Here is a 15798-nt window from a genome sequence, read left to right as displayed (position 1 = left end):
GCCGCCAGCGTTCGTCCTGAGCCAGGATCAAACTCTCCAACAAAAAACATCAAAACAACCAACCCCCCAAAAAAGGGCCAGCAATTTCAACACAAGCCAGAAAGCAAAACCTGACCAATCCAAAAAACTGACAAAAACAAAAAACTAACAAACAAAAATGTCCGTCAAAAATTCATCCCTGCCACAAAAAATACAAAACAAATGTGGCACAAGAAAAATCCATCACACACTATCGAGTTCTCAAAGAACACACACCCACCAGCACCAACCCAAAACAATCAGGCCGAACTCCAGCGAACACATATTGTTGTACTGACCTGCAAGAGGCCAACTCCCCCAACCTACCAGGCCGAGGACCGTTCCGCAAGACCAGATTCGCACCCCGTGAAACGGAGAAGGAAGGAGGTTCCTGCCGAAGCGGCTTCCCACGTTACTCGACCTGGCCGCGGTTTCACAACCGCGAACTTGGGAGTCTGTGGTGTCGTCGCGGCCGGGCCGCTCTGACTCGATATAAGTTACGCACGTGTCGGCCGAAGGGCAAATCGGCTGGTCACAGGCATGATTGCGGGAGGGATCGTTCCGGAGACCTATCCGATCGGGCAGGACCTCGGACCGATCGGGTAGTTACGCGTGCGGGTTCGCGTCCATAGCGTCGAAGCATGAGCATCACCGTGGAGTCTCCGCGAACCCTCGGGCGACGGATCGACGTGGCGGCCGTCCCCTCGGTACCCGCAGGCTTCACTGCGTGCGCCGACCTCGGGTGGCGCCCGTCCGACGACGGCGTAGATCTGGTCCACACGTTCACCGCGGAGTCGATCAGCGACGGCGCTGCGGTGAACGCGCTGTCCGAGCTGGTCCGCGTCGGCGCGATCGCCGGGCAGGACGAGTTCGAGTCGGCGATGGTTGGTCTCATCGCCTCCTGTTGCGAGGATCCGGCCGACGGTTGGCTCGCCTTCTACGCGAACTCGGTCGACGACCTGCGCACCGGTCGGTCCGGCTTCTCCCCCGTCCATCGACGGGCTCGTTCACTCGTCGTCGGCCACACGGTCCTGGAGGTCGGGTGCTGCTTCGGGCTGTTCGCCGTCCAGTGCGCGCAGGACGGGCTGGACGTGCAGGCGTGCGACATCTGCGCGGGGGCGCTGGCGCTCCTCGACGACGTATCGGTCCGGCTCGGCGTCGGCGTGCGGACCGTGCTCGGCGATGCCCGGGCACTGCCCGTCTCCGATGACCGGGTCGACACCGTGACGCTGATTCACCTCCTCGAGCACCTGTCGTCCGGCGACGTGACGATCGCGGTGCGCGAGGCGCTCCGCGTCGCGCGGCGACGAGTGGTGATCGCCGTGCCGTTCGAGGATGAGCCGTCCGAACACTTCGGTCACCTGCAACGCCTGTCCGAGGACGATCTGCTCCGATGGGCGGCGCCGTGGATCCGGTCGGGTCTGACGGTCACGGTCTTCACCGACCACGGCGGATGGCTGGTCATCGACAAACCGGCGTGACCCGACAGTGGCGTGTCAGATGAGTCCGCGCTTGCTCGCCACGTAGACCGCATCGGTGCGCTTGCTGACACCGAGCTTGCGGATCAGGTTGCGGATGTGGAATTTGACCGTCGACTCGGAGATGTAGAGCGTGCCACCGATCTCGGCGTTCGACTTGCCCTCCGCGAGCTGACGAAGCACCTCCCGTTCGCGGTCGGTCAGTTCGGCTGCGACGTCGCGGCCACCGGACACGGTCCGAAGAACGATCGTCGCGCTGCGCGGATCGAACGCGCTTCCACCGGTGGCGACGGCGCGGACCGCCCGGACGAGTTCGGTCGTGTCGACGTCCTTCACGACGTAGCCGCGCGCGCCGGCGCGCACCGCCCGCACGACGAGGTCGTCGTCGAGGAACGTCGTCAGGACCAGCGACGCGACGTCGGGGTGGCGCTTGGTGACCTCCTCGATCAGGCGAAGCCCCTCGTAGTCGGCGCCCGCCGTCAATTTCAGATCGACCACGACGACATCGGGCCGACTGTTCGCGATCTCGGCGAGTGCGGAGTCGAACGAGTTCGCCTCCCCCACCACGACAACCGCGGTGTCGCGATCGAGCAGCGAACGGAGGCCGTCACGCAGCAGCGCATGATCGTCGACCAGAACGGTCTTGACTGGCCGGTCGTCGTCTCTGGTCACGGTGCCTCCTGGTCCACGCTCGGCATGTCTGCCGCGATTCGAATACCGCCGAGCCGGGACCGTCGTATCGCGAAACCGCCGCCTCGCTCAGCCGCGCGGGACGCCATGTTCGCCAGCCCGCGGCTGCGCCCGGACGTGATGTCGCCGCGTTGGGCGGCGTTCAGCACGGCCCGCAGTGCCGTGGGGTCGCCGGTCCCGTCGTCGTCGACGAGGAGCCGGACACCCCGATCGTCGTACTCGAGCGTCACCGTCACCCGGCTGGCCTGCGCGTGCAGTGCCGCGTTGAACAGAGACTCGCCCGCGATGCGCAGGACGGCGTGCTGCACGTCCCCGGTCAGTTCCCTGGTGCGTCCGCGCACTGTGACGGTGGCGTCGACGCCCGGCGGCATGTGCAGTGAGCACAGTTCCCGAAGGGTGTCGACGACGCTGGCCGACGGTCCACCCGACCGGGCGAGCGCGTAGATCGCGCCACGCAGCTGCTCCATGGCGTCGCGGCTCAACGTGACGGCCTTGTCGAGCCGTTCGGCTGCGGCTCCGCCGACGTCGCCGCGGCACAACTCCATCTGCAGCCCGGCCGACAGCACCGACTGTCCGACGGAGTCGTGCAGTTCGCGCGCGATCCGCGCGCGTTCGGCGCCCAGCAGCGCGGTCCGTTGCGCCGCCCACAGTTCCCGCTGCGTCCGGACCAGTTCGTCGTTGCGTTCGGCGAGTTCGTCGGCGCGGCGCTGCACTTGAAGGAACAGCGACGAGTTCACCAAGGCCACCGTCGCCTGACTCGCAAGGATCCGCAGCACCGTGAGGTCCGCGGGATCCACCCGCTGGCCGTCGGCGGTCCACGCCGACAGCCCGCCGACCACATCGCCGTCGAGTTCCACCGGCACGTGCACGTGATGGTCATCGGCGATCGGCGCGTGCAGCACCGTGACCTCGCCGCGGAGCACGTCGTTGAGTCGGTTGAGCACCGCGTCCGGCAGTCCGGTCGGCGGTTCCGCGACGCGCACCCCCTCGAACGCGAGGATCCGTCCGTCGGGGCCCGCGATGAGGTGTCGAGGACTCGTGCCGACGAGTTGGCCGTCGGCGAGCGCGAACAGCACCCACTGGGCGCCGAGATGGTCGCGCACGGTCTCCACGACCGCTACGACCAGGCCCTCCGGTCCGGCCGCTGTCTGCACCAACGCTTTCGAGATGCCTTCCAACGCGTGCATCACGCGACTCAACCGCGCTTCCGAGCCCCGGTACTGCGCGTAGTGGCCGGCCTTGACGGTGCGCAGCCCGAGGAGGGACGCCAGGTCCGGATCGGAGCCCACGGCTACAGCGCCTGTCGGTACAGTTCGACGATCCCGGACTCCTCCGGACGTCGCGGATTGGTGATCATGCACGAATCGGCGAGCGCGTGCGTCGTCAGCAGGTCCAGATCGCCCGCGCGCACCCCGAGCGGCGCGAGCGTCTCCGGCATCCCGACGCGTGCGCCGAGGTGCGCGACGGCGTCGGCAAGTCGGTCTGCGACAGTCCGAGGGTCGCCGGTCGTCGACAACCCGACCGCGTCCGCGAGCCGGACGAAGTCGTCGGCGCACACCACTGCGTTGTACCGGATGACGTGCGGCAGCAGCACCGAGTTGATTGTGCCGTGCGGTGCGTCGCAGTGCCCGCCGACCGGGTGGCTCATCGCATGCGTCGCACCGAGGATCGCATTGGTGAACGCCATACCGGCGCGCAGCGACGCGAGCGACATCTCCTCGCCTGCGACCGCGTCCGCTGGATCTTCGACGAGGCGTTCGAGGTTCGTCCACACTCCGGTGAGCGAATCGATCGCGAGCGAGTCGGTCAGTCTGCCGTGCGCGAGCGAGACGTACGCCTCGATGCAGTGGGTGAGCGTGTCCATCCCGGTCTGGGCGGTGACCTGCGGCGAGAGGGTCGTCAGGAGGGTCGGGTCGATGACGGTGACGTTCGGGACGAGCGTCCGGCCGATGATCGTCACCTTGGTGCGGCGGTCGGGGTCGTTGACGATGCAGAACTGCGAGACATCCGCGCCGCTGCCCGCCGTCGTCGGGACCGCGACGAGCGGTGGGAGTGGGCGGTGCACGCGATCGATGCCCTCGTATTCGAGAATGACGCCGCCGTTGGAGGCGAGCACGGCCACGCCTTTGGCCGCGTCGATGACTGAGCCGCCGCCGAGCGCGACCAGGCCGTCGGCCCCATGCGCCGTGTAGGCCGCGAATCCGTCGGCCACCTCGTGCGACCGCGGGTTCGGCGAGACGTCGAGGTACGACGCGGGCTGCAGACCGTCGCGTTGCAGGTCGGCGAACAGGCGGTCGTACCAGGGGGTCTGCTCGATCGTGCGGTCGGAGACGATGAGCGGACGACGGACGCCCAGCCCCGCCACGGTGACCGACGCTTCCGGGAACGCCCCGCGACCGAGAACGATCTCGGGGGTGTGAAACTTCGCGACACTCGTCGCCGCACGTGCGCGACCTGGGCCCCGATCGGTCACCGGCGCTCCACCTCCTCGTTCTGGGACTGACGCTACCGGCTCACCGCAGCGCTGCACCGAGTTCGTCGCACTTCTCGAGCATCTCGGCTCCGTCGCGGGCACTGACCACCCCCGAGCACTGCTCGGCGTAGTCGTCGAGCGAACACCCGGTCTGCGACCAGTACCGTGACGGCTCTGGCGTCAGCCACGCAACGCGGTGTGCGCGCCGGGCGATCGTCTCGAAGAGGTCTACGCGCGGATCGAAAGCGTTGCTGCGCGCGTCACCGACGACGAGGACGCTCGTCCGTCGCGTGATGAGATCGCCGTACTCGTCGAGTGTCGTCTGCCAGACGCGGCCGTAGTCACTGGTCGCCGACAGATCCAGCCCGTCGGCGGCGAGGACTTCCGCCAACGCGGTGTCGGGTTCGCACACGCGCAGCTCCGGTGTGACGCGCACGGCTCGATCGACGAATGCGATCACTTCGCACCGGTTCCCTTGGCGGTGCAGTGTCTGTGCGAGTCGGAGGATGAAGCCTGCGACCGGCCGCACCGACAGCGAGACGTCCACGAGGACGAGCAGCCGCACCGGCCCCGGCACGCGGACGGTCTTCCACAGTTCCACTGGGACGCCGTCGGTGTGCGCGGCGGCGCGCATGGTGGCGCGGGCGTTGAGACGTCCACCGTCGGTGAGCCGTGACACCGGGCGCGGTGCGCCCCGCATCCGCTGCACCAGCCGGTGGCAGGCGCGATCGATGTCCGCCTGATCCCGGTGGACGTGCGAGTTTCCGGTCACCTCGCCGTCGGACAGGACGTTCTCGGCGAGGCGCTGGGTCAGCGCGTCCACGAAGTCCTCGAGTGCACGTTGCAGCTGCTCGCGGCGCGCGTCGTCGAGATGCTCCATGCCGTCGGCGCCGTAGGCGCCGCGGCCGTCAGTCGCGTCGAGCACCGCGAGCAGCGACGCAGCGTCGGCCAGGCTCAGCGCCGAACCCTCCACGCGCGCGGCCGTGCCCGTCAACTCGCCGACTTGCGCCGCGTCGGCGTGATCGACTTCGACGGTGTACGTGACGCCGCCGGACACACTCGACGAGTCGGTGTCGACCTGGAGTTCCTCCGCACCGGTCGAGACCGAGAAGTCGTTCTCCTCGCGGTGGGCGCTCTCCCCGTTCCGTTCGCGCGCGTCGGGATCATCGACCATCAGGTCCCCGATCTCGACGGTGTGCTCGTCGGCGCCGATCATCCGTGCCGCGCCGGCGAAGTCGTCGTCCCAGTCGAGTTCGTCGGGGAGGTCGCCTGCCAGCCCCCGCACACGCGGCAGGTCGTCGGCCGTGTCGTCGGCGGTGTCGTCGCCTAGGAAGAACGCGGCGAAGACGGTCTCGAACGCCGCGCGCTCGTACTCGTACTTGACGCTGACGCTCCGCAACGCAGTCCGCAACCGCGTGACGTCCGCGGCGCCGACTAGCGCGAACACGCGCCGGATCTCGATCACCTCGGCGGGCGAGCATCCTACGCCGAGGGCGCGCAGCGCCCGACCGAACTGCACCGACACGGTGTCGAGGAGCTGGGTGCCCGCATCGCTGCCGCTCAGCACGACCGCTCAGCTCCGCGCGGCGGCGGTGTGTGCCCGGCCCGCACCGAATGCTCGGCCGGTGCCCGATCCCTGCCGGCTCTCCGGTTGCGTGAGCCGGTCTGCGTCGGACGCGGCCGGCGCGGCGAACGCCCGGCGCACATGGTCGAGATCGGTCCCGAACTTCACCAACAGCGACATCAACGCCGGATCGGTCGGCGACAGGTACGAGGCGGCACGCGAGGCGTCGATGACCTCGGCGATCGACGGGCTCTTGCGCAGCGGCAGTTCGCGCAGCCGGCGAGCGAGGTCGACGACGTCGGCGATCACCGACTCCTCCACGTCGGGTGCGCGGACGGCGACGATGCGGCACTCGCGTTCGGCGGTCGGGTACTCCACTTGGAAGTGCAGGCACCGACGTTTCAACGCGGACGACAGCTCCCTCGTGTCGTTGGACGTCAGGATCACCCACGGCGCCGAACGCGCGGTGAACGTGCCGAGCTCGGGCACCGTCACCTGGCGTTCGGCGAGGACTTCGAGCATGACGGCTTCCATCGCCTCGTCGGTCCGGTCGATCTCGTCGACCAGCAGCACCGTCGGCTCGGGCGAGACGATGGCAGCCAGCAGCGGCCGCGGGACGAGGAAGCCTTCGGTGTAGACGCCGACCTCGGTCTCGGCGAGCGCGGTCGACGCCGCCGCGAGCGTGTCGTACTCGGCGAGTTCGGTTCCGATCCGGTCGCGCAGCATCTGCACGTGCAGCAACTGCCGCGCGTAGTCCCATTCGTACAGTGCGCGGGAGTCGTCGAGGCCCTCGTAGCACTGCAGGCGGATCAGTTCGCGGCCCGACGCCGCGGCCAACGCCTTCGCCAACTCCGTCTTGCCAACGCCAGCGGGCCCTTCGAGCAGCAGCGGGCGGTCCAGGACCGTCGCCAGGTGGACGACGACAGCGAGGTCGTCGTCGATGAGATAGCCCTCCGACGCCAGGGCTGACGCCAGATCGGCGGACGTGTCGAATGTCAGGTCGCTCATGGATGCCTCGCTCGGAGTCGGGAAGAAGATGGCAGCGGACGGGTAGGCCGGGCGCCGGATAGAACGGGATGCCGGGCGATCGCCGGACCCGACAGGTCCGGCGATCGCCCAACGGGTGGTCGGCCCCGGCGGTCAGTACGAGCCGGTGAAGGCGTGACGGACCATCGGGATCAACGATTCGACGGTCGACTCGCGCGGGTTGGCCGGCGTGCACCAGTCGCCCATCATGTGCTCGGCGATCGCGCGAACCTGCGCATCGGACGTGTCGACGCCGTCGCCCCGGCCTTCGTACTTGCCGGTGTTCATCCGGTTCTTGTCGTACGACGCCGTGGTCAACGAACCGAAGTTGTCGGGGATGCCGAGATCCTTCGACAGGCGGATCGCTTCCTCGACGGCCGCGTCGGCGGCCTGCACGGTCGTCATGTTCCGGGTGTCGACGCCCATCAGCCTGGCGATCTCTGCGAACCGCTCGTACCGTGCGGGCAGGTTGTACTCCCACACGCGCGGCAGCGCGATGGCGTTGTTGAGCCCGTGGTGGCTGTCGTAGAACGCGCTGAACGCGTGCGACATCGAGTGGATCATGCCGAGCCCACCCGAATTGAAGGCCTGCGCGGCGATGTACTGCGCGTGCATCATGCCCGACCGCGCCTCGAGGTTCCGCGGATCGTAGACAGCGGTCCGCAGGTGGTCGCGGATCAACTCGATCGAGTACTTCGCGTTGCCGAGCGACGGCTCGAAGTCCAGCCGCGAGACGAACGGCTCACTGGCGTGGGCCAGGACGTCGAACCCGCAGAACGCGGTGAAGTGCTCGGGGCACGAGTAGTACAGCAACGGGTCGTCCATCGCGAGGTCGACGAGACACGAGTCGTCGAACGCCACCCACTTGTGCGGGTTGTCCATGTCGGAGGTGTCGGTGATGACGTACGCCCAGGACGTCTCGGAACCGGTGCCCGCCGTCGTCGACACGGCGATGTGCTTCGGGTTCTCCTTGTTGGTGGCCTTGGAGAAGCCCTCGAATTCGTTGATGTTGCGGCCGTCGTGGGCGATCACCATGCGAGCGCCCTTGGCCGCGTCGTGGCTCGAGCCGCCGCCGACGGAGATGATGCCGTCGCACTTCTCGGACTGGTACCGCGCCGCGGCGTCCATCGCGTTGAAGTCCTTCGGGTTGGACTGGACCTCGTCGAACAGGACGACGTCCACACCCTGGTACTCGATCTTCCCGGTCAGTTCCTCGATGATTCCGGAGCCGCGCAGGCCCGTCGTCATCAACAGGACGCGGGTCATGCCGAGTTCCTTGGCTTCGACGCCGAGCATGTCGTGTGCGCCGACGCCCAGCTTCGCCTTGGGGAACGGGTGGAACTCCTTGATCGGGAAGTCCCAGATCTGATTCAGCTCGATAGCCATGAGGGTTTGACTCCTGTGAGGTTGCCGTTTCGGTCCTTCACAGCGTGTGCCCTGCGTCACTGCCCGGACAAGAGCTCCTGACCTGCAGCGCGGGGAGTCGGCCCGGTGGTTCAGGCAGGCACCTGTCCGGTCGGACAGGTGCCGCCTCGTCGAGCAGTGTGGGCGAGTCGAGCAGTGTGGGCGAGTCGAGCCGGGTGGACGATCAGCCGATCTCTCGTCGGATGGTTCCGCCGAGCGTGCGGAGCTGATCCTCGAAGTTCGGGTAGCCGCGATCGATGTGCTCGATGTCGTGGACTTCGGTGTCGCCGTCGGCGACGAGGCCGGCGAGCACGAGGCCGACGCCCGCGCGGATGTCCGAGGACCACACCGGTGCGCTCGACAACCGTTCGACGCCGCGGATCACCGCGTGATGCCCGTCGGTCCGCGCGTCGGCGCCCAGCCGCACGAGTTCTTCGACGAACCGGAAGCGGGCCTCGAACACGTTCTCAGTGACCATGGACATCCCCTCGGACACCGTCGCCAGACCGATCGCCATCGGCTGCAGATCTGTCGGATACCCGGGGAACGGGAGTGTCGCAGTGTCGACGGCGACGGGACGCGACTCCTGGATCACCCGAAAACCGTCGTCGAACCGGTCGACGCGCGCCCCCGCGCCCTCGAGTTTCTTGAGCACCAGGCGCAGATGCTCGGGGTCGATCCCGTGCACCGTGATGTCGCCGCGTGTCATGACCGCAGCCACTCCCCACGTGCCGGCGACGATGCGGTCGCCGACCACGTGGTGCGTCGTCGGCGTCAGCGCGTCGACGCCGGTCACCGTGAGTGTCGGAGATCCAGCGCCGTCGATCCGAGCGCCCATCTCGGTCAACATGACGCACAGGTCGACGATCTCCGGCTCGCGCGCAGCGTTGTCGATCGTCGTGACGCCCTCGGCGAGGACCGCCGCCATCAGGATGTTCTCGGTGGCGCCCACGGACGGGAAGTCGAGTACCACTTCGGCGCCGGACAACCGCTCGGCTTCCGCGACGACGCAACCGTGTTCGATCGTGCTCTGCGCACCGAGCGCACGCAGACCCGCCTGATGCATGTCGAGCGGACGAGAGCCGATGGCGTCACCGCCGGGCAGCGCGACGACGGCGCGATGGCGGCGAGCCATCAACGGGCCCAGGACGCACACCGATGCCCGGAACTGCTTCACCGCGTCGAAGTCTGCGTGGTAGTCGGGTTCGGCGGGAGTATCGATCGTCACGGTGTCACCCGAGATGTCGACCGTCGCGCCCAGCCCGCGCAGCACATCCGCCATCAACGGGACGTCGGCGATCTCCGGCGCATTCGTCAACACCGTGCGGCCCTGCGCCAACAGCGCCGCCGCCATCAACTTCAGAACGCTGTTCTTGGCTCCGCCGACGAACACGTCACCGACCAGACGTGCCCCACCTGAAACCACGTAACGATCACTCACCGGCACAGTGTATCGGCCAACAGGTAGGTTGCCTGGTATGGCAGTGCACCTCACACGCATCTACACACGGACCGGCGACGACGGGACCACCGGACTCTCCGACTTCTCCCGCGTCGCCAAGAACGACCTGCGCGTCATCGCGTACGCCGACTGCGACGAAGCGAACGCTGCGATCGGTCTGGCCCTGACCGTCGCAGGGGACGTCCCCGAGGACATCGGGGCCGTCTTGACCACAGTCCAGAACGATCTGTTCGACGCCGGAGCCGACCTGTCGACGCCCGTCGTCGACGATCCGCCCTATCCCCCGCTGCGAATCGAATCGTCGTACGTCGACGCGCTCGAAGCGTGGTGCGACCAGTTCGGCGAAGAACTCACGCCGCTCGACTCGTTCATCCTGCCGGGCGGCACACCGCTGTCGGCCTACCTGCATCAGGCACGCGTCGTCGTCCGCCGCGCCGAACGCGCCGCCTGGTCGGCGATCGACGCGCACCCCGACGACACGAGCATCCTCCCCGCGAAGTACCTGAATCGACTCTCGGATCTCTTGTTCATCCTCGGACGCATCGCCAACGTTCGTGCGGGCGATACCGACGTGAAGTGGGTTCCGGGCGGCGAACGCCAGCGCTGACCCGAGATCTATGCCGCGGGCCTGCGCCGAGCACGGCGCGGGGCGCGGGCCTCCAACCATGATTGGAATGCGGTCATCGCGGCGGGAGCCATCGCCAACTCGTAGGCGGGTTCCTGGCCGCGTCGTCCGACGGTGATCTCTGCGACGACCATGTCGGGATCCATGATCTCCGACTCCGTGCCGACCCGACTCCGACGCCCGGACACTTCGATACGCCGTCGGGACAGGGTCACCGACGGGCCGAGCCGCAACGACGACAGCCGAAAATACAGAATCGCGTCGTCTGTGTAGTGAATCGAACCGTGCCGCCACCCCTCGTCGGCGTCGGCGGGCAACGGACGCAACAGGACCGGCGTCCCGGCGAGGCGCACGAGCCGCAGTCGATAGACCAGCAATCCGGCAGCGATCAACCCGACGAGCAACAATCCACACACAATCCACGCCCACATCGGCATCGGGTCGACCTCCTCTCCGTTATCTACGAACGTACGCGAACAGCCGCCCTGCGGCGCAGGACGGCTGTTCGATCGTTCACTTTTGTACTTCTGGGGCCCGAGTCAGCTCACGGCTTCCACGGCGCGCACCCGGGACTTCGCGCGAAGGAACTCCTCGCTGCCCTCGGTCGCCGATTCGAGAACGGCTCGCTCGGCGGCGACGTCGATCTCGTCGGAGAACTGTGCGGACTCGGCGAGGACCGTGACCGTGTCAGCGGTGACGGACAGGAACCCGCCCTGCACCGCCATCGCCTTACGGGCGCCACCGGCCTCGGTCAGGACCACGCAGCCGCCAGCGGCGAGCTCGCCCAGCATCGGCTCGTGGTTGGCCATGATGCCGATCTGGCCGACGGTGGTCTGCGCGACCATGAGCGTCGCGTCCCCGGAGTAGAGCGCGGCGTCCGGTGCGACCACGTCGAGTCGGAAGGTCTTGTCAGCCATGTGCGACGACTACTTTCCGGCGATCTTCTTGGCAGCGGCCTCGACGTCGTCGAGTCCACCACAGCTGTTGAACGCCTGCTCCGGCAGGTGATCGAACTCGCCCTTGCACACGCGGTCGAACGCCTCGATGGTGTCGGCGAGCGACACCACCGAACCGACCTGCCCGGTGAACTTCTCGGCGACCAGGAAGTTCTGGCCGAGGAACTTCTGGATACGACGTGCACGCTGCACGGTGACCTTGTCCTCTTCGGAGAGCTCGTCCATACCGAGGATCGCGATGATGTCCTGCAGCTCCTTGTACTTCTGCAGGATGCGCTTGACCTCGTTGGCGACGCGGAAGTGCTCGTCGCCGACGATCGAGGCCTCGAGGATGCGCGAGGTCGAGGTCAGCGGGTCCACGGCCGGGTAGATACCCAGCTGCGAGATCGGACGCGAGAGCTCGGTCGTTGCATCCAGGTGCGCGAACGTCGTCGCGGGCGCCGGGTCGGTGTAGTCGTCGGCGGGAACGTAGATCGCCTGCAGCGAGGTGATCGAACGGCCCTTCGTCGACGTGATGCGCTCCTGCAGCTCGCCCATCTCGTCGGCCAGCGTCGGCTGGTAACCGACGGCGGACGGCATGCGGCCGAGCAGGGTCGAGACCTCGGAACCGGCCTGCGTGAAGCGGAAGATGTTGTCGATGAAGAGCAGCACGTCCTGGTGCTGCACGTCGCGGAAGTACTCGGCCATGGTGAGGGCCGAGAGAGCGACGCGCATACGCGTCCCGGGCGGCTCGTCCATCTGGCCGAACACCAGGGCGGTGTCCTGCAGAACGCCCATCTCCTCCATCTCGAGGTGGAGGTCGGTGCCTTCACGCGTACGCTCACCGACGCCTGCGAACACCGAGGTGCCGGAGAACTCGCGAGCGATACGGGTGATCATCTCCTGGATCAGAACGGTCTTGCCGACACCGGCACCACCGAACAGACCGATCTTGCCGCCCTTGACGTACGGGGTCAGCAGGTCGATGACCTTGATGCCGGTCTCGAGGATCTCCGTCTTGCCCTCGAGCTGGTCGAACGCAGGCGGCTTGCGGTGGATGCCCCACTGCTCGCCGTCACGGCCGGTGCCCGGCGCGTCCAGGCAGTCGCCCAACGCGTTGAAGACGTGGCCCTTGACGACGTCGCCGACGGGCACCGAGATCGGGCTCCCCGTGTCGACGACCTCCGCACCGCGGACCAGGCCGTCGGTCGGCTGCATCGAGACGGTACGCACCACGTTGTCGCCGAGGTGCTGTGCGACCTCGAGCGTCAACGTCTTGGCGACCGCCGCGAGGGTGACCTCCGCGTGGAGGGCGTTGTAGAGCTTGGGAATTGCGCCGCGGGGGAACTCAACGTCGACGACGGGGCCGATCACCCGGGCGACACGACCCGCGGTCGCCGAGGCGGCGCCCGTGGACGAGTCGGTGACTGCTGCAGTCATTGGTTACTTCACTTTCCTCGGTTGTCTTGTCGCGATCAGTTCGCCAGCGCCTCGACGCCGCCGACGATTTCGCTGATTTCCTGGGTGATCTGAGCCTGACGTGCGGCGTTAGCCTGTCGAGACAACGTCTTCTCGAGTTCGTTCGCGTTGTCGGTGGCCGCCTTCATAGCGGTTCGACGTGCTGCGCTCTCCGATGCCGCGGCATCGAGCAGAGCCGCGAAGATACGCGACGCGACGTACTTGGGAAGCAGTGCGTCGAGCAGTTCGTCGGCTTCCGGCTCGAACTCGACCTCGGGCCCGACCTGGTCGGCGCCGTCGGTGAGCATGTCCTCGCCCATGTCGAGGTGTTCCATCTCGAACTCGACGTCGATCGGCGCCATGCGGCGGACGACCGGCTTCTGCGTCAGCATCGACACGAAGCGCGTGTACACGATGTGCAACTCGTCGAAGCCCTCGACCTGTCCGTCACCGTCGCCGGGCAGCTGGCACTGCTCGCCCGAACCGGTCAGGAACGCATCCACCAGGTGGCGGACGGCCTCGGCGCTGTCGACGAACGCAGGCTGCTGCGAGAAGCCCGACCAGCTCGCCACGATCGGCCGCTCACGGAACGTGTAGTACCCGACGCCCTTACGGCCCATCACGTACACGACCGGCTCCTTGCCCTCGCTGCGCAGCAGCGAGAGGAGCTCTTCGGTCTCTTTGAGAACGTTCGAGTTGTAACCACCGCACTGACCGCTGTCGCTCGTGACGACGAGGACGGCGGCGCGCTTCGGGTTCTCGCGCTCGGTCAGCAACGGACTGTCGAGCGACGAGCTGGCGTTGGCCAGGGTGGTGACGACGCGCGTGATCTCCTCGGAGTAGGGACGGGCGGCTGCCACCCGTGCCTGCGCCTTGGTGATCCGCGACGTCGCGATCAGTTCCTGCGCCTTGGTGATCTTCTTGGTCGACTGGATCGATCGGATCCGCGAGCGCAGCTCCCGAATTGTGGCCATGGCTACTTCGTCTTCTTCGTCACTCGGATCGTCTCGGACTCGACGTCTTCGGCGGCCAGCGGATCAGCCGCGACCTCGACGACTCGCGAGCCGTCTGCGGCGATGAAGCCTGCCTTGAAGTTGTTCGTCGCGGTCGCGAGAGCGTCCTTGTCTTCCGCCGACAGCTTCTTGCCGCCTGCGATGTTGCTGTACACGCCCGAAGCCGTGTGGTGCAGATCGCCGAGCAGCTCCGACTCGAAGCGACGGATATCGGCCACCGGGACCGAGTCCATGAAGCCTTCGCCACAGAGGTAGAGCGACACGATCTGGTCTTCGACGGCGACCGGGCTGTACTGGTCCTGCTTGAGCAGCTCCACCCAGCGAGCGCCACGCTCCAGCTGCGCCTTCGACGCGGCGTCCAGGTCGGAGGCGAAGGCCGAGAAGGCCTCGAGCTCACGGAACTGGGCCAGCTCCAGACGCAGTGAACCGGAGACGTCCTTCAGCCCCTTCGTCTGGGCGGCGCCACCGACACGGGAGACGGAGATACCGACGTTGATGGCGGGACGGACACCCTTGTTGAAGAGGTCCGACTCCAGGAACACCTGGCCGTCGGTGATCGAGATGACGTTGGTCGGGATGAACGCCGAGACGTCGTTTGCCTTGGTCTCGATGATCGGCAGACCGGTCATCGAACCGGCTCCGAGCTCGTCGGACAGCTTGGCGCAACGCTCCAGCAGGCGCGAGTGCAAGTAGAAGACGTCACCCGGGTAGGCCTCACGCCCCGGCGGGCGACGCAGCAGCAGCGAGATCGCACGGTAGGCCTCGGCCTGCTTCGACAGGTCGTCGAACACGATCAGGACGTGCTTGCCCTGGTACATCCAGTGCTGGCCGAGAGCCGAGCCGGTGTACGGCGCCAGCCACTTGAAGCCTGCCGAGTCGGATGCGGGAGCCGCGACGATCGTCGTGAACTCCATCGCGCCGGCCTCTTCGAGCGCGGTCTTGACGCCTGCGATGGTCGAACCCTTCTGACCGACGGCGACGTAGATGCAGCGGACCTGCTTCTCCGGGTCGCCCGTCGCCCAGTTGTCCTTCTGGTTCAGGATGGCGTCGATGCAGACCGCGGTCTTGCCGGTCTTGCGGTCGCCGATGATCAGCTGACGCTGTCCCCGACCGATGGCGGTCATCGCGTCGATGGCCTTGATGCCGGTGGCGAGGGACTCCTCGACGGGCTGACGTTCGAGGACGGAGGCTGCCTGGAGCTCGAGGACGCGGTCGCCCTCGGCTTCGATGGCGCCGAGTCCGTCGATCGGTGCGCCGAGCGGATCGATGACGCGACCGAGGAACTTGTCGCCGACCGGAACCGACAGCACGTTGCCGGTGCGCTTGACTTCCTGGCCTTCTTCGATGTTCTCCGAGTCGCCGAGGATGACGGCGCCGACCTCGTCCAGGTCGAGGTTCAGTGCCACGCCGCGAATGCCGCCCTCGAACTCGAGGAGCTCGTTGGCCATCGCGCCGGGCAGACCGGACACGTGGGCGATGCCGTCACCGGTGTCGGCAACGGTGCCGACCTCTTCGCGGGTGGCCTGGCCGTCCACTTCCTGGGTGTAACTTGCGATCGCGCTCCGAATTTCATCGGAGGAGATGGTCAACTCCGCCATGTTCCTGCTCTTCCTGGCTATCTAAAAAGTGGTCTGTGGGAATCGGGTGTTACT

At 67.1% G+C, this 15798-nt stretch carries 14 protein-coding genes; 2 read left to right on the top strand and 12 right to left on the bottom strand.

The window, feature by feature from the left end:
* Positions 1-659 precede the first annotated feature (659 nt).
* Positions 660-1499 carry a mycofactocin oligosaccharide methyltransferase MftM gene (gene mftM / locus L5G28_RS17205; protein WP_237002582.1) on the top strand — a complete coding sequence of 280 codons (840 nt, stop codon included), beginning with the start codon at positions 660-662 and terminating at the stop codon, positions 1497-1499.
* Positions 1500-1514: 15 nt separating this feature from the next.
* Here the strand turns inward: mftM and L5G28_RS17200 are convergent, their stop codons facing one another.
* The 7 genes from L5G28_RS17200 to murA form a co-directional block, all read right to left on the bottom strand.
* On the bottom strand, positions 1515-2168 hold the full coding sequence (locus tag L5G28_RS17200; protein ID WP_237002581.1) for a MadR family response regulator transcription factor: 654 nt from the start codon (positions 2166-2168) through the stop codon (positions 1515-1517).
* Entirely contained in the window at positions 2165-3475 is a 1311-nt protein-coding gene (locus tag L5G28_RS17195) for a MadS family sensor histidine kinase (protein WP_237002580.1), read from the bottom strand. Before L5G28_RS17195 ends, L5G28_RS17200 begins: the two co-directional genes overlap by 4 nt.
* 2 nt (positions 3476-3477) lie before the next feature.
* Positions 3478-4659, bottom strand: a complete 1182-nt coding sequence (locus tag L5G28_RS17190) for an iron-containing alcohol dehydrogenase (protein ID WP_237002579.1) — start codon at positions 4657-4659, stop codon at positions 3478-3480.
* 40 nt (positions 4660-4699) lie between these two features.
* Positions 4700-6226 carry a MadC family VWA domain-containing protein gene (madC, locus tag L5G28_RS17185; protein WP_237002578.1) on the bottom strand — a complete coding sequence of 509 codons (1527 nt, stop codon included), beginning with the start codon at positions 6224-6226 and terminating at the stop codon, positions 4700-4702.
* A gap of 6 nt (positions 6227-6232) precedes the next feature.
* Positions 6233-7231 carry a MadB family AAA-type ATPase gene (locus L5G28_RS17180; protein ID WP_237002577.1) on the bottom strand — a complete coding sequence of 333 codons (999 nt, stop codon included), beginning with the start codon at positions 7229-7231 and terminating at the stop codon, positions 6233-6235.
* Positions 7232-7363: 132 nt separating this feature from the next.
* A complete protein-coding gene (gene mdo, locus L5G28_RS17175; protein WP_237002576.1) occupies positions 7364-8635 on the bottom strand; it encodes an NDMA-dependent methanol dehydrogenase in 1272 nt (423 codons plus the stop codon).
* 202 nt (positions 8636-8837) lie between these two features.
* A complete protein-coding gene (murA, locus tag L5G28_RS17170; RefSeq protein WP_237002575.1) occupies positions 8838-10094 on the bottom strand; it encodes a UDP-N-acetylglucosamine 1-carboxyvinyltransferase in 1257 nt (418 codons plus the stop codon).
* A 37-nt stretch (positions 10095-10131) separates the two neighbouring features.
* Here murA and L5G28_RS17165 point away from each other — a divergent pair, with 37 nt between their 5' ends.
* The gene (locus tag L5G28_RS17165) at positions 10132-10722 is read left to right on the top strand and encodes a cob(I)yrinic acid a,c-diamide adenosyltransferase (RefSeq protein ID WP_237002574.1); all 591 of its coding nucleotides are present in this window, start codon (positions 10132-10134) and stop codon (positions 10720-10722) included.
* 8 nt (positions 10723-10730) lie between these two features.
* Here L5G28_RS17165 and L5G28_RS17160 read toward each other — a convergent pair whose 3' ends face one another.
* The 5 genes from L5G28_RS17160 to atpA form a co-directional block, all read right to left on the bottom strand.
* Positions 10731-11177 carry a DUF2550 domain-containing protein gene (locus L5G28_RS17160; protein WP_236999411.1) on the bottom strand — a complete coding sequence of 149 codons (447 nt, stop codon included), beginning with the start codon at positions 11175-11177 and terminating at the stop codon, positions 10731-10733.
* Positions 11178-11279: 102 nt separating this feature from the next.
* The gene (locus tag L5G28_RS17155; protein WP_236999412.1) at positions 11280-11657 is read right to left on the bottom strand and encodes a F0F1 ATP synthase subunit epsilon; all 378 of its coding nucleotides are present in this window, start codon (positions 11655-11657) and stop codon (positions 11280-11282) included.
* Positions 11658-11666: 9 nt separating this feature from the next.
* Entirely contained in the window at positions 11667-13115 is a 1449-nt protein-coding gene (gene atpD / locus L5G28_RS17150) for a F0F1 ATP synthase subunit beta (RefSeq protein ID WP_236999413.1), read from the bottom strand.
* Between the two features lie 35 nt (positions 13116-13150).
* Complete coding sequence (locus tag L5G28_RS17145) at positions 13151-14107, bottom strand: F0F1 ATP synthase subunit gamma (RefSeq protein WP_237002573.1); 957 nt, start codon at positions 14105-14107, stop codon at positions 13151-13153.
* A 2-nt stretch (positions 14108-14109) separates the two neighbouring features.
* Positions 14110-15744: a F0F1 ATP synthase subunit alpha gene (gene atpA, locus L5G28_RS17140; RefSeq protein WP_237002572.1), complete on the bottom strand. Its 1635-nt coding sequence runs from the start codon at positions 15742-15744 to the stop codon at positions 14110-14112.
* Between the last annotated feature and the right edge of the window lie 54 nt (positions 15745-15798).

Source organism: Gordonia liuliyuniae, assembly GCF_021739025.1.
Lineage (GTDB): Bacteria > Actinomycetota > Actinomycetes > Mycobacteriales > Mycobacteriaceae > Gordonia > Gordonia liuliyuniae.
This window is presented reverse-complemented; position numbering and strand designations above follow the sequence as displayed.